At 55.5% G+C, this 13,490-nt stretch carries 14 protein-coding genes; 7 read left to right on the forward strand and 7 right to left on the reverse strand.

Going from position 1 to position 13,490, the window contains the following annotated elements; all coding sequences use genetic code 11:
• Positions 1 to 10: 10 nt before the first annotated feature.
• Positions 11 to 1,819, forward strand: a complete 1,809-nt coding sequence (locus G506_RS0109120) for a DUF885 domain-containing protein (protein WP_051202022.1) — start codon at positions 11 to 13, stop codon at positions 1,817 to 1,819.
• Between the two features lie 74 nt (positions 1,820 to 1,893).
• On the forward strand, positions 1,894 to 2,802 hold the full coding sequence (locus G506_RS0109125; RefSeq protein ID WP_169628090.1) for an alpha/beta fold hydrolase: 909 nt from the start codon (positions 1,894 to 1,896) through the stop codon (positions 2,800 to 2,802).
• Here the strand turns inward: G506_RS0109125 and G506_RS0109130 are convergent.
• Together G506_RS0109130 and G506_RS0109135 are read right to left on the reverse strand one after the other, a co-directional pair.
• Positions 2,795 to 3,937, reverse strand: a complete 1,143-nt coding sequence (locus G506_RS0109130) for a PAS domain-containing protein (protein WP_084631279.1) — start codon at positions 3,935 to 3,937, stop codon at positions 2,795 to 2,797. The two genes, G506_RS0109125 and G506_RS0109130, sit on opposite strands and share 8 nt — an antisense overlap.
• A 73-nt stretch (positions 3,938 to 4,010) precedes the next feature.
• On the reverse strand, positions 4,011 to 4,925 hold the full coding sequence (locus G506_RS0109135; RefSeq protein WP_028116601.1) for a LysR family transcriptional regulator: 915 nt from the start codon (positions 4,923 to 4,925) through the stop codon (positions 4,011 to 4,013).
• Positions 4,926 to 5,034: 109 nt separating this feature from the next.
• Here G506_RS0109135 and G506_RS0109145 point away from each other — a divergent pair, with 109 nt between their 5' ends.
• The 3 genes from G506_RS0109145 (at position 5,035) to G506_RS0109155 (ending at position 7,917) form a co-directional block, all read left to right on the forward strand.
• Positions 5,035 to 5,841 carry an SDR family NAD(P)-dependent oxidoreductase gene (locus G506_RS0109145; protein WP_028116602.1) on the forward strand — a complete coding sequence of 269 codons (807 nt, stop codon included), beginning with the start codon at positions 5,035 to 5,037 and terminating at the stop codon, positions 5,839 to 5,841.
• Positions 5,842 to 5,964: 123 nt separating this feature from the next.
• Positions 5,965 to 6,840 (forward strand): radical SAM protein, encoded by an 876-nt coding sequence (locus G506_RS0109150; protein ID WP_028116603.1) that lies wholly within the window; start codon positions 5,965 to 5,967, stop codon positions 6,838 to 6,840.
• Between the two features lie 132 nt (positions 6,841 to 6,972).
• Positions 6,973 to 7,917, forward strand: a complete 945-nt coding sequence (locus G506_RS0109155; protein WP_028116604.1) for an NAD(P)H-dependent oxidoreductase — start codon at positions 6,973 to 6,975, stop codon at positions 7,915 to 7,917.
• A 93-nt stretch (positions 7,918 to 8,010) separates the two neighbouring features.
• Here the strand turns inward: G506_RS0109155 and G506_RS0109160 are convergent, their stop codons facing one another.
• Positions 8,011 to 8,385 (reverse strand): YybH family protein, encoded by a 375-nt coding sequence (locus G506_RS0109160; protein WP_028116605.1) that lies wholly within the window; start codon positions 8,383 to 8,385, stop codon positions 8,011 to 8,013.
• 108 nt (positions 8,386 to 8,493) lie between these two features.
• On the opposite strand from G506_RS0109160, the gene G506_RS0109165 reads away from it, so the two are divergent.
• Together G506_RS0109165 and G506_RS0109170 are read left to right on the forward strand one after the other, a co-directional pair.
• Positions 8,494 to 9,351, forward strand: a complete 858-nt coding sequence (locus G506_RS0109165; protein WP_028116606.1) for a LysR family transcriptional regulator — start codon at positions 8,494 to 8,496, stop codon at positions 9,349 to 9,351.
• A gap of 276 nt (positions 9,352 to 9,627) precedes the next feature.
• Complete coding sequence (locus tag G506_RS0109170) at positions 9,628 to 9,918, forward strand: putative quinol monooxygenase (protein ID WP_028116607.1); 291 nt, start codon at positions 9,628 to 9,630, stop codon at positions 9,916 to 9,918.
• Between the two features lie 87 nt (positions 9,919 to 10,005).
• Here G506_RS0109170 and G506_RS0109175 read toward each other — a convergent pair whose 3' ends face one another.
• The 4 genes from G506_RS0109175 to G506_RS0109190 all read right to left on the reverse strand — a co-directional run bounded on the left by G506_RS0109175 (position 10,006) and on the right by G506_RS0109190 (position 13,444).
• Positions 10,006 to 11,193: a BaiN/RdsA family NAD(P)/FAD-dependent oxidoreductase gene (locus G506_RS0109175; RefSeq protein ID WP_028116608.1), complete on the reverse strand. Its 1,188-nt coding sequence runs from the start codon at positions 11,191 to 11,193 to the stop codon at positions 10,006 to 10,008.
• Positions 11,194 to 11,313: 120 nt separating this feature from the next.
• Positions 11,314 to 12,318, reverse strand: coding sequence for an NAD(P)H-dependent glycerol-3-phosphate dehydrogenase (gene gpsA, locus G506_RS0109180; protein ID WP_028116609.1), 1,005 nt, complete (start codon positions 12,316 to 12,318; stop codon positions 11,314 to 11,316).
• Positions 12,319 to 12,396: 78 nt separating this feature from the next.
• Complete coding sequence (gene secB / locus G506_RS0109185) at positions 12,397 to 12,876, reverse strand: protein-export chaperone SecB (RefSeq protein ID WP_028116610.1); 480 nt, start codon at positions 12,874 to 12,876, stop codon at positions 12,397 to 12,399.
• A 133-nt stretch (positions 12,877 to 13,009) separates the two neighbouring features.
• Positions 13,010 to 13,444 carry a rhodanese-like domain-containing protein gene (locus G506_RS0109190; RefSeq protein ID WP_028116611.1) on the reverse strand — a complete coding sequence of 145 codons (435 nt, stop codon included), beginning with the start codon at positions 13,442 to 13,444 and terminating at the stop codon, positions 13,010 to 13,012.
• Between the last annotated feature and the right edge of the window lie 46 nt (positions 13,445 to 13,490).

The following is a 13,490-nucleotide window of genomic DNA, read 5'->3' on the forward strand; positions in this document are numbered from 1 at the left end:
CGGAAGAATCATGCTTAACTCAAAATGCACGGTGACCGCTCTTGCCCTCGCCACCCTGCTGAGCGGCTGCGCCGCCACCCCGGAATCCACCACGGCCAGCGGCAATACCGCGAGCACCGAGGCGGTTACTCAAGCCAATGCCGAGCAAGTTCGCGCGATCATGGACGCCAGCTGGCAGCTACAACTTAGCGCCAGTCCAATGCTGGCCAAACGCTTTGGTGATGACAGTGCCGATGCGCGCCTGCCAGACTACCGCCCCGAAACCCTCAGCCAACGGCACCAACAACAATTACGGCTGTTGACCCAAGCCAATGCCATCGCCACTGACGGCCTAAGCCCCCAGCAGCAAGCGGATCTGGCGATTGTGAAATACCAACTGCAAAACCAGATCGACAGTTACCGCTTTAATGAACATCAGCGGCCCATCTCCGCCGAAGGCGGCTTCCACAGCTATCTGGCGGGCATCGCCCGCAATCGCCAGCTGCAAACCGAACCCGAGGTCGAGGCATATCTCAGCCAACTACAGCAAGTACCGCAACTGTTTGCCCAGCAACAACATTGGCTCAGCGAAGGTGCCCGCAGCGGCAATACCGTCCCGCGAGCGGTGCTGACCGGCTTTGACGACGGCATTCGCGCCTTTATTGGCGAAGCCGAGGCCAGCCTGTTCTACCAACCCTTTGCCAACTTGCCAGCGGATTTCCCCAATCGCGATCACTGGCAACAGCAAGGCTTAGCGGCGGTCAGCACGCTAGTGATCCCCAGTTACCAAGGCTTTCTCGACTTTTATCTGCAGCAATATCTGCCCGCCGCGCAACCCCAGATCGGCGCCAGCGCCTTGCCTAATGGTGGCGCCTATTACGACAACCGCGTCCGCCATTTCACCACCCTCGAGATGACCGCCGAGCAAGTGCATCAACTGGGGCTGGATGAAGTGGCGCGGATCCGCGCTGAGATGCTGGCGGTAATTGATGCCAGCGGCTTTGACGGTGACTTTGAGGCCTTTCTGGCGTTCCTGCGCAGCGATCCTCAGTTCTATCCGAAAACCGCCAATGAACTGCTGTATTACGCTGCTCACCTATCCAAACAGGCGGATGCGGCACTGCCCAAGCTATTCAATACCCTGCCGGTGACCCCTTATGGCATTAAGCCGGTGCCCGCCGAGATCGCCCCGAAATACACCACCGGCCGCTACAGCCCCGCCAGCAGCGCCACCGATGCCGGCTATTACTGGGTGAACACCTATGCCCTTGGCAAACGACCACTGTACGAGATGGAAGCCCTGACCCTGCACGAAGCGGTACCGGGCCACCATCTGCAGATTGCGCTGGCGTCGGAGCTGGATCTACACCCGCTGCGGCGCAGCTACTACATCAGCGCTTTTGGCGAGGGGTGGGGACTGTACGCCGAAAAGTTGGGGCTAGAGATGGGTTTTTACCAAGATCCCTACAGCAACTTTGGCCGCTTAACCTACGAGATGTGGCGCGCCTGCCGTTTGGTGGTGGACACCGGCATTCACGCCAAAGGCTGGAGTCGCCAACAAGCGATCGACTATCTGGCAGCCAACACTGCGCTGTCATTGCATAATGTCACCACCGAGATCGACCGCTATATCGGCTGGCCAGGACAAGCGCTGTCCTACAAAATCGGCGAACTCACCCTATGGCGACTGCGGCACCAAGCCGAACAACAGCTCGGCGATGCCTTTGATATTCGCCAGTTCCACGATCAGCTGCTGCAAGGTGGCTCAATGCCACTGGGACAGCTAGAACAGCAGATCCAGCAATGGATTACCCAGCAACAGCAAACGGTTAAGTCATAATCGCCGTAAAACCATGGTGCCGTTTTCGCCGGCACTGTGGTTACAATCTCAAAAAACTCAAACAGATGACGTTGATGTTCCAATTACCAAGCGATACCTCACTGTGGCAACAAGCCGAGCATGGTTACTTTGATGGCGTGCAAAACCTCGCCCTGCGCTACTGCATCTTGCGCCAGCCAGCCGCCCGCACCAGTCGCGGTGCCTTGGTGCTGTGCACCGGCCGTGGTGACAGTTTCAGCCGCTACTGGCCGCAGATTGAGTGGCTATATCAACAGGGGTTTTGTCTGTATTTGTGGGATCACCGTGGCCAAGGGTTGTCGGCTCGACTATTGCCTAACCGGCAAGTGGGCCATGTGCAGCATTTTGATGACTACGTCGCTGATATGACGCGATTTATCCGCGAAAAGCTCAATCCAGATAATCCTACTCAGCGTTATCTGCTGGGGCATTCTATGGGCGGGGCGATTGCGACACTGTATCTGGCCAAGTATCCACACCAATTTGATAAAGCGATGTTGGTGGCGCCGATGATGGACATCAATCTGCCCGCGCCCCGGAAGTTGCTGACGCCACTGTTGGCGCTGTTTCATCGCTTGCGCCCGACCGGCTACGCCATTGGTGGCAGCGATTATCAGGTGAAACCGTTTGCCGACAATCCCTACACCGGCGACCGAGCGCAATTTGATTGGAATCATTGGTTGCATCAACAGCAACCAGAGCTGCAAGTCGGCAGCCCCAGCGTTCATTGGATCCGCCATGCGTTAGCGGTCTGTGATCGTTTGAGTAACACCCAAGTCACTACGCCGCTGCTACTGGCCATCGCCGAACAGGAGCGGATCGTTAGCAACCCGCCGATCTATCAATTTGCCGAGCGTGGCGGCCACCAAACTTTGACCATCGAAGATGGTCGGCATGAGCTATTGATGGAGCGCCCGCCGCTGCGCCAGCAACTTTATAACGCCCTGCTGCAATGGTTTAACTAGCCGTTGATTGCGCTAACTCACGGTTCACTTTGTCAGTAATATCGATATGGGTGCCGACCATCCGCAACGGTTTGCCGCGTTCATCCCATTCCACAATCAGCCCTTGGGTTTTAACCCACAAATAATGGCCATCACGATGCTGTAAGCGGATCTTGGCGGTCATCACCCCTTGTTGATCTTGCAGATGCTGCCGCAACACCATCAACATCCGCGGGCGATCACTGGGGTGAACCCGCTGCTCAAAGGCGGCAAAACTGGCGGCGAGTTCATCGTCGCGATAGCCCAGCATTGATTTCCAGTGATGGGAAAAGTAGACCTGATCGTGCTCGATATGCCACTCCCACACCCCGGCTTGCAGGCTTTCGATGGCAAACAGCCAACGCTGCTCGGTCGCTGCCAATTGCAGATAAGCACGGCGCAAGCGTTGATTGCTTTGGTGGTAATGGCGCCACAATTGATGGAACTCTTTCACCGGCCCCAGTGGCAGCGTTTCGCTGCTGCTTTCATGAAACTGCGCTACCCCCAGTTGTAACTGCCTGAGCGGCAACACCAACCAGCGATAACACAGCCACGCCAGCAGCAAAAAACTCAGTCCCGCCAACGCCACCAGACGCCAATGGTTGTGCAGCAACGCTTGGTCTATCTGACGTTGATTGCCCATCAGATCCAACTCAAGAAACAGCAAGCGACCACTGAATTGGGGCAACAACTGCAGCAGCGGATAATACAACTGCACTCGGTACTCGCTGGCCATATGCTGCGATACCGGGGTGGCCGAATCCAAAGCGCGCTGAGCCGCGATCGGATCGAACCGTTGCCAAGGTGGCCGCAGCGCATTGGCTGAGGCCAACGGCTGTAACTGCCGATCGACAATCGCCAAAAACACCGCACTGTGGCCAAGCTGCCAAAAATCCATCCCAGCAAACGCCTCGCTTTTGGAGGTCAAAATCCGCTGTTCAATCCATTTCGCTTGCCCCATCAGCAATCGCTGTTGTTGCGCCAACAGCTGCTGATCGATTACCCGATGGTGAAACACCATATCCACCAGCAACATCACCACCAACACCACCGCCAGCAGCGGCAAGATCAGGCCCATCAATGGCCATTGGCGACGGGTTCGCAGTCCCCTTTTCATCCTTGAATTCCGTAATCAATTATTGCTAATCCGCAGCATAAAACCGTTGCTACGGCGGCCAAACGGTTTGCCGTTAGCTATTGGCGGAACAGCCAATAAGCGCTCGATCCCAGTACGGCGGATCGCCATAGGCATCGGCAAAAAAGTCGATAAAAGCTCGCACCTTCGGTGCCAACAGCTGCGAGCTGGGATAAACCGCCCACACCGCCGCTTGGTTATACAGCGGGTACTGCGCCAGCACCTGCACCAGCTCGCCCCGTTGTAGCTCTTGGTAGACACTCCAGGTCGCGGAGATCGCGATCCCCAATCCCGCCACGCAGGCCTGCTTTAGCGCGGTACCATTATCGGTGCGCAGCGGTCCCTGTGGGCGAATGCTGAGCTCGCCATCGGCAAACTGCCAATGCTCCAGCCCAATCAAACTTAAACACTGATGTTGCTTTAGCTCTGCCGGTGTCTGTGGCGTACCGTGCTGCGCTAAGTATGCCGGTGACGCGGTCAGAATACGTTGGTCCGGCGCCAGTTTTCGGGCAATCAAGCTGGAGTCCTTTAACGCCGAATTGCGGATCGCCACATCAAAGCCGCCCTCAACCAGATCGACCACGGTATCGGTAAAACGCAGATCCAGTTTTAGGTCGGGGTAACGCGCTAAAAACTCACTCATTCGCGGCATCAAGTGGGTACAACCGAACGATGCCGGCGCGGTGATCCGCAACGTCCCGGAGGGAGTGACGCTGCCAGAACCAACCGCCGCCTTGGTGACTTCCACCTGTGCCAACAGCGATTCAGCGTGCGGCAGCAGGGTCATACCCTCTTCCGTTAGCGCCACCTTTCGGGTGGTGCGATGCAATAACCGCACCCCAAGGGATTGTTCCAACTTATTGATGTAGCTGCTGGCCACCGCTGCTGATAACCCCAGTTCGGTGCCGGCGGCACTAATGTTATGGGTAGCTGCCACGCGCACAAATAGCTGCAGATGATCCAGATTCATTATCTACATTTTGTTGATAGTTAATTTATGAACAACTGTATTATCAATATAGAAATCGGGCAATACAATCACCCTCATATTGAGCGTCCATTCCGACAGGAGAACCCCCATGAGCAAAACCATTCTGATCACCGGCGCCACCGATGGCATCGGCTTGGTTACCGCGCAGATGCTGGTTGAACAAGGTCATCACGTTATCGTTCATGGCCGCAACCCAGCCAAGATCGATGCGGTGGTTGCCCAGCTGCGCGAAATTGGCAGCGGCCAAGTGGCCAGCGTAGTGGCGGATCTCTCCAACATTGCCGACATCGCGCCAATGGCGGCGGCAGTGGCCAGCAAGGTTGAACGCCTAGATGTGCTGATCAACAACGCCGGGGTGTTTACCAGTGGCGCGCCGATCACCGCCGATAATCTGGATGTACGCTTTGCAGTCAACACTATCGCCCCGTATGCGTTGACTAAAGCATTACTGCCGTTGCTGGACGCCAACTCGCGGGTGGTGAATCTCTCCAGCGCCGCACAAGCGCCGGTGGATCTGCACGCCTTGGTCAATCCTGTGCGTTTGGGCGATAACGCCGCCTACGCCCAAAGCAAGCTGGCGCTGACCATGTGGACCAAGCAGTGGGGTGAGCAGCTGAAAGGCCAAGGGCCAATGTTGGTGGCGATAAACCCGAAATCGTTTCTTGGCAGCAAGATGGTCAAGGATGCCTATGGCATCGCCGGCAACGATCTGCGTCTGGGCGCCGACATCCTAGTGCGAGCGGCGCTAGCAGACGAGTTTGCCGACGCCCATGGTCGTTATTTTGATAACGACGCCGAGCGCTTTGCCAACCCGCACCCGCAAGCGATGAGCAGCGCCAATAACCAAGCGCTGATCGACACCATCGAGCAGTGGCTGGCGCAGCACTCTAGCTAATTTAACCCAGCCAATTTTCCGCTTTGACCACCGCATCGCGGTGGTCACAACTTTCTCTTGCCTAAAAAAGGCACATCACCCTCTCAGCCAAAGAGGAACCCTTTCGTTTTTGAGGATCTAACCATGCAGTATCAAGGTAAAGTTTATCGCCCTTGGCCAGAAGCACAGAGTGTGCTGATCCAAGCCACGCTGGGGTGCAGCAACAACCAGTGCACCTTCTGCACCATGTTTGACGACAAGCGCTTTAAAGTGCGCGATATCGACGATGTGTTTGCCGACATCGACCGCTTGCGCATGTTCTATCGCCATGTGCCATCGGTGTTTCTGATCGACGGCAACGTGATGGCGATGCGTACCGACAAGCTGCTGCAGATCCTCAACAAGATCACCGCGACTTTCCCAGAGTGCGAACACATCGCCCTGTACGCCGGCATCAATGATATCCGTCGTAAGAGCATCGACGAGCTCAAGCAATTGAAAGCCGCTGGGCTAACCATCGCCTACACCGGTCTGGAATCCGGCGACGAGCTGGTACAGCAGAAGATCAAAAAGGGGATGACCTCCAAGCAGGTGATCGAGGGGATGGCGATGATGAAACAGGCCGGCATTCGGGTGCTACTGTCGTTCATCTTTGGCCTTGGCGGGCGCGATCGTTCGTTGCAACACATCAAAGCCACCACCGATCTGCTTAACATCACCCAGCCGGAGGAGATCGCGCCGATGGCGCTGGCGATCCAGCCGGGCAGCGAATTGGAGCAAGAGGTACAGCGCGGCGAATTTGTGCTGCCAACGCCACTGCAGATCCTGGAGGAAGAGAAGTACTTGCTGGAAAACCTCGATCAGTTCCCGCTGTTTTACTGGGGCGATCATGGCAACAACATCGTCTCCTCCCGTGGTTGGCTGCAGGATAACCGTCAGTTGTACCTAGATAAGGTCAATCACGCGATTGCCAACCACCCAATCACCCAACAGCAGATCCTAATGACCTCGCCGTGGTGAGACCCATGGGTGCCAAGGACGGCACTTCAATTGATAGATAAAAACTAACAAACAGTTAGTTTTTGTTGGTCTTATTTGCCGCAACGGTAGCATCTACACTGTGCTCATCAACCTTGCTATTGGAGCAGTCCCATGAGCCACATCGTCGTTATCTCCGGCCACCCAGAGCTGGCTAAGTCCAACACCAACAGCCTGATTTTGGATCGCATCGGCAATCATTTTGATTCCATCGATGTGCGCCGCTTAGACAGCCTCTACCCTGACTACCGCATCGATGTCGAAGCCGAGCAACAGGCACTGCTAAAAGCCGATGTGGTGGTGCTGCAGTTCCCATTCTTCTGGTACTCAATGCCGGCACTGCTGAAGAAGTGGCTCGACGATGTGTTTAGCTACAACTTCGCTTATGGCTCCAAAGGCGACAAACTCAAAGGCAAACAGCTGCTATTGTCGTTCACTATTGGTGGTCCGGCTGAATCTTACGATCCGCTTGGCTACAACCACTTCGCCATCGAGCAGTTTATGTTCCCATTGCAGCAGACCGCCTACCTGTCTGGGATGATCTACAACAAGCCGATCTACAGCCACGGCATGGTGTATATCCCGGGGGTATACAACACCCTAGAGGCGGTGCAAGCCAATGCCCAGAGCCATGCACAGCGATTGATTGTGGCGGTTGAACAGCTGATTGGCAGTGATGAACCGGCACTTAAGCAGTTTGCCCAAGATTGGTTTGCGGTAATGGATCAGTTACCAGAGAACAACCTGTGGCTGACCGACCACGTCGCCGAACAGGCACTGTTTGTGACCCCAGATGGCGAGTTTGTTGGCCCTCAGGGATTCAACGACTGGTACCAAGTGCTGCGCAGTGTGTTTAAGCCTGGCGGCGATCACAACATCGAGCAGCTGCAGATCAACCGCAATGACCAAGGCTATCAACTGGATCTACGGATTCGTTTGCAGGCCGAGACCCATTCCGGCAAACAGCTGAATATGCTGGTCAATGAGCAGTGGCAACTGCAACTGCGCGATGGCCGCCCGCAGATCCTGCGCTACGCGGTCGAGCCAGTGCAGGGCTAACCCGAAAATTGCGGCGGTGCTCGCCTAACCCACCGCCACAAAAACCCCAAAAGCCACGTCAATGACGTGGCTTTTGGGGTTTATAGCAAACGCTTAGCGCTCGCCCAGCACTTCGAAATGATCGCTCACCAGCAGCGCTCGACCATCTTGCTGCAGCTGCCAGTGTTCGCGATGAACCACCCCAAACGCCTTATTCATGGTCCACTTGGCCGACAACAGATAACCATCATCACCTTCAGGTTGCCACTGCACTTCGGTGTAATCGACGTCGGCAAAGCCTTGGTCGATGATCCCCTGCCAAAACGCCTGAATCGCTTCACGGCCAGTAAACTCGCCAAACGGAGCCGCCTGCATCCGACAATCCGGATGATATTGCGCCGCACAACCGGCGGCATCTTGTTGATTAAAGGCCTGCTGCCACGCGGCAATCGCTTGCTGACAAGCGATCAGAGTTGGGTTGTCGGTCATTGGAGCCTCTGCCAAAGAAAGTTGATTACCCAGTTAGCTTAGCCAACTCAACCACCAGCAAAAACGCGCTAATATCAGCAACTCTGTTTCATTAAATCGAACAATTAGATGCGCTCACTACGCCATATGATGCTGTTTGCTCAGATCGTCGAGTCCGGCTCCATCTCCGCCGCCGCGAACCACTTGGATCTATCCAAAGCGGTGCTCAGTCAGCACCTGAAAACCCTAGAACAGCAATTGGGAGTAACGCTGTTGCAGCGCACCACCCGCCGCCAGCAGTTAACCCCAGCCGGTGAGCGCTTCTACCGCCATTGCCAAGCGATCGGCCAACAAGCGCAATTGGCGTGGCAACAAGCCCAACAAAGTCACGATGAACCGCAAGGGCCGGTGCGGATCACCGCCCCCCATGCGCTGATGACCACCATCGTCACCCCGGCGATTGGTCAGCTGATCCAGCGCTATCCGAAGCTGCGGCCGCAACTGCAGATCAGCGATCAACAGCTGGACTTACACCAGCAGCAACTGGACTTAGCGCTACGGGTCGGCCCTTCGGTCGATAGCGAGCTGAGCCAACGTCGGATTGGCCAATTTCGTGATGTGCTGTGTGCCAGCCCCAAGTTGGCCAACGCTGAACAAGGTCGCTACATCGCCAACCACTGGCAAGGGCACACCATTCATCATCAACTGCGCAATCTGCATGGCGACACCATCGAATTTAGCGCCGAGCCCCACTGCGTCTGCGATTCGTTTCACAGCTGTTTGGCACTGATTGAACAAGGGGTGGGGATCGGCTTGGTGCCGGATTTTGTGCTGGCGCAGCGATCGGACCGGCTGCAGCCGCTGTTTGCGGGCTACCAACTGCCAGCCAACCCGATCTACCTGCTACACCCTTATGGCAAACAACTGCCCAGTGCCGTCAGCCACTGCATCGACGCCATTGAACAGCAAATATACCAATCTGACTAAATATCTGATCGCTATTGCTGGTTTAAATCGCCTCACTCGGCGTTGCTCAACTCACTGTTAGAGCCACTAGCAGCTTCGTTTCGCTCCTTGATTGAGACGATTTCTCCTTCGCACTAGGGAGACCATTTACTTAATCAAATTGGTATTGCAACAAGCGCCATTGCGCTGATTATCAACCGTAGCTTGATTCAGTGTTTCGCCTTTGCTGGCTTATCAAACGGCGGCCGCCAGCTACTATTAAGGCGTCAATTGCCCGTCTCGTAGAAGGAGCGCTCCGTGAGCCAATTAACCATCGTTGCCAATATCGTCGCCAAGCCCGAACACATTGAACTGGTGAAAACCGAGCTGCAAAAACTGATCGCCATAACCCGCGCCGAAGCCGGTTGCATCAATTACGATCTGCACCAGAACAACGACAATCCAGCCCACTTCCTGTTTTTTGAAAACTGGCAAAGCCGCGAGTTGTGGCAACAACACATGGGCAATCAACACCTGCAAGATTACCTGGCCGCCACCGACGGCTGCGTGGCGGAATTTACCGTCAACGAGATGACTCACATCGGCTAAGCCTAACCGCCGATTTGAGCAGAAAGTAAAACCCCCGCGGTGGTAACACCGGCGGGGGTTTTGCTGCTAATACTCTAGCGATGCCGCTTAAGCGTGCTTTCCGGCGACATAACCGGACGCCCACGCCCATTGGAAGTTGTAGCCGCCCAACCAGCCGGTGACATCCAGCACTTCACCAGCAAAGAACAGCCCAGCGATGGTTTTGCACTCCATGGTTTTGGAGGAGATCTGGTTGGTATCGATCCCGCCCAAGGTCACTTCGGCGGTGCGGTAACCTTCGTCACCGGCCGGCTTTAATTGCCAACGGTTCAAGCAATCAGCAATCTCGGCGATTTTGGCTTTCGACAGCTGGCTCACCTGACAATTTTGCCAACCTTGCTGGCCGATAATCGCCTCAGCTAGGCGCGCTGGCAGCCACTCACACAACACCGTCAGTAACTGCCGCTTCGGGGTGTTAGCTTTGGCTTGCTCCAGTTTCTCTGCGACATCATCACTTGGCAGCAGATCGATGGTGACCGCTTCGCCAACACCGCGGTAGTTCGAGGCCTGCAGTACCGCTGGACCAGACACCCCACGGTGGGTAAACAGCAGCTGTTCGGTAAAGCTTGGGCCTTGCTTGGCACTGACCAAGGTGGTCAGCGAGATCCCCGACAGCGGTTCAAAGTACTGCTTATCTTCTGGGCGCAGGGTCAGCGGCACCAAGCCGGCGCGAGTCGGCAGTACGCTAAGGCCAAACTGCTGCGCTAGCTGATAGCCGTACGGGGTCGCCCCCAGTTTCGGCATCGACAAGCCGCCGGTGGCAACAATCAGTGACTGACACTCAATCGTGCCAATACTGGTCTCCAGCACAAAGCCATGATCATCGGCACCGCGGGCAACACTGCTGATGGTGCTGCGCAGGCGGATGCTGGCGCCGCCTTTGGCGCATTCCGCCAGCAGCATCTTGACGATATCTTTGGCGGAGTCGTCACAGAACAACTGGCCGTGATCGCGCTCGTGATAGGCGATGCCGTGCTCGCACACCATCGAGATAAAATCCCAGTTGCTGTATTGCGCCAGCGCCGATTTAACGAAGTGCGGATTGGCACAGAGGTAGTTGTTTGGCAGCACCTCAAGGTTGGTAAAGTTACAACGGCCACCGCCGCTGATCAGGATCTTCTTACCCGCCTGTTTGGCGTGATCCAGCACCACCACTTTGCGACCGCGCTGCGCTGCGGTCGCCGCTGCCATTAAGCCTGCGGCACCGGCGCCAATCACTACAACATCGCACTTCATCTAACAGTAACCTTCTGATTTAAAACACAGTTAAGCCTGCGCTTTAGAAACAACAAAGGGGCGCCGCAGCACCCCTTAATTCAATAATTCGTGCATTATACGCACGATTACGGAAAACGGTTATTCCGCTTTCATATCGCGGCCAAGCAGCGCCATCGCCGCGTCTTTTACCGGCTTGCCTTGATACAGCACTTGGTAGAGTTGCTCGGTGATTGGCATCTCTACGTTATGCCGAGCCGCCAATTGGAACACCTCTTCGCAGTTGCGATAGCCTTCGACCACTTGGCCAATCTCATCCATCGCCTGCTGCGCGCCTTTACCTTGCCCCAGCGCCATGCCGAAACGGCGGTTGCGAGACTGGTTATCGGTGCAGGTCAGCACCAAGTCGCCCAGGCCAGCCATTCCCATAAAGGTCTCTTTGCTGGCCCCCAGCGCCGCCCCAAGGCGACACATCTCTTGCAGACCTCGGGTGATCAGTGCGGTTCGAGCATTGGCGCCAAAGCCCATGCCGTCGGACATGCCAGTGCCGATAGCGATGACGTTTTTAACCGCGCCGCCCAATTGCATACTGACGATGTCGGAGTTGATGTACACCCGCATCCAGCTTGGGTTGTGCAGCAGCGCCGCGATGTCATTGGCAAATTGTGGTTCGGTGGCTGCCAGTGAAATCGCGGTCGGCATCCCCACCGCCATCTCTTTGGCAAAGGTTGGGCCAGACAGCACCGCCAGCGGGATCTCATCGCCCAGTTGCTCGCGGGCAACCTGTTGTAGCAAGCGGCCAGTGTGAGGCTCTAAGCCTTTGGTGGCCCACACTACCCGAGCGTCAGCACGCAGCAGCGGCTTGGCTTGCTCCAGCACCATCCCAAATACGTGGCTTGGTACCACGATCAGCACGTTACGGGTGGCGGCTAACGCCTTAGCCAGATCCGCTTCAATCACCAGCGGCTCCGGAAACGGCGCCCCCGGTAGAAATTCGTTATTAACCCGCTCAGTTTCGAGCGTGGCCATGTGTTCAGGGAGATGACCCCACAACAGGGTACGGTGACCATTTCGCGCCAGCGAAATCGCCAAGGCAGTGCCGTAAGAGCCCGCCCCCAATACCGCAATATCAGCTTGTTGATTCAATGGATAACTCCTTGAGGCTTTCGCCACAAACAACAAAGGCGGTGCCGGGCACCGCCTTTGGTTTTAGCGCAGAAGCAATTACGCTTCAGCGTCAGCTTGTTCTTGGCCTTCAGCGGCACGCTTTTGCAGGTATTGAGCAAACAGCGCGTCGAAGTTTACTGGCGCCAGGTTCAGCGGTGGGAAAGTACCACGGTTAACCAGGCTAGCAACGGCTTCGCGAGCGTATGGGAACAGGATGTTCGGGCAGCCAGCACCCAGTGCGTGCGCCAATTGACCTTCTGGCAGGTTGGCAACGGTAAAGATACCAGCTTGCTGAACTTCTGCTAGGAACGCGGTGTCGTTCTCTACTTTCACGGTAACGGTGATGGCGATAACCACTTCGTAGGTATCGTCAGCCAGCTTGCTAGAACGGGTATCCAGATCCAACTTCACCTCTGGCTTCCACTCTTTTTGGAAGATCGCTGGCGAGTTTGGAGTTTCGAACGAGATGTCCTTGGTGTAGATACGCTGAATTTGGAAAACTGGCGCTGCGGCTTGTTCGTTGGTTGCTTCAGACATGGTCATTACCTTTTCTGTTTTCGTTGTCGTTCTATCGGGCGGTCCATCGCCGATCCAGTCTACTGACTAAAACCGCGCTGACTCATCGTTCAAGGCAGTACCCTACCCTGAAACCAGAACAAAAATAAATGGATTAGCGTTTGCTGCGAGCCGTCGGCAGGTTAGCGCTGTGCCATTCGGCCATGCCACCTTTCAAGCTGTGAACTTGTTCAAAACCAGCTTGTACCAACATCTTAGCCGCTTGGTTAGAGCTAATGCCGTTGTTACACACCACAATGATGGGGCTGTTCTTATACTTTTCAACCGCAGCTAATTGATTATTTTTGATTTCTGCGAGAGGTAACAGGTTGGCACCAACAATGTGACCTTTCTTGAACTCCTCTTTGGAGCGAACGTCGATCACCTGCGCATTTTCGCGGTTGATCAAAGTGGTCGCAGCGGCATGATCAACCGATTTCACTTTATTCAATTTTTGCTGCACCGAGGAGATCACCACCATCACCAGCAGTGCCAGCCAGATGCCGCTCATCAGCGCGTTGCGCATTACAAAATCGATAAATTCTTGCATGTCTGTGCCCGTATTTTTATGTCAGAGTTTGGCCATCGAGGTGGGC

Origin of the sequence: Ferrimonas senticii DSM 18821, from assembly GCF_000422665.1 — a bacterium.
Taxonomy (GTDB): Bacteria; Pseudomonadota; Gammaproteobacteria; order Enterobacterales; family Shewanellaceae; genus Ferrimonas; species Ferrimonas senticii.

Bases quoted from the DNA above. Each gene is read 5' to 3' on its own strand.
- G506_RS0109120 (WP_051202022.1), top strand. From the start codon at position 11: ATGCTTAACTCAAAATGCACGGTGACCGCTCTTGCCCTCGCCACCCTG.
- secB (WP_028116610.1), bottom strand. From the start codon at position 12,876: ATGTCTGAAGCAACCAACGAACAAGCCGCAGCGCCAGTTTTCCAAATT.
- G506_RS0109130 (WP_084631279.1), bottom strand. From the start codon at position 3,937: ATGAAAAGGGGACTGCGAACCCGTCGCCAATGGCCATTGATGGGCCTG.
- G506_RS0109160 (WP_028116605.1), bottom strand. From the start codon at position 8,385: ATGACCGACAACCCAACTCTGATCGCTTGTCAGCAAGCGATTGCCGCG.
- G506_RS0109145 (WP_028116602.1), top strand. From the start codon at position 5,035: ATGAGCAAAACCATTCTGATCACCGGCGCCACCGATGGCATCGGCTTG.
- G506_RS0109165 (WP_028116606.1), top strand. From the start codon at position 8,494: ATGCGCTCACTACGCCATATGATGCTGTTTGCTCAGATCGTCGAGTCC.
- G506_RS0109135 (WP_028116601.1), bottom strand. From the start codon at position 4,925: ATGAATCTGGATCATCTGCAGCTATTTGTGCGCGTGGCAGCTACCCAT.
- G506_RS0109125 (WP_169628090.1), top strand. From the start codon at position 1,894: ATGTTCCAATTACCAAGCGATACCTCACTGTGGCAACAAGCCGAGCAT.
- G506_RS0109155 (WP_028116604.1), top strand. From the start codon at position 6,973: ATGAGCCACATCGTCGTTATCTCCGGCCACCCAGAGCTGGCTAAGTCC.
- G506_RS0109175 (WP_028116608.1), bottom strand. From the start codon at position 11,193: ATGAAGTGCGATGTTGTAGTGATTGGCGCCGGTGCCGCAGGCTTAATG.
- G506_RS0109190 (WP_028116611.1), bottom strand. From the start codon at position 13,444: ATGCAAGAATTTATCGATTTTGTAATGCGCAACGCGCTGATGAGCGGC.
- G506_RS0109150 (WP_028116603.1), top strand. From the start codon at position 5,965: ATGCAGTATCAAGGTAAAGTTTATCGCCCTTGGCCAGAAGCACAGAGT.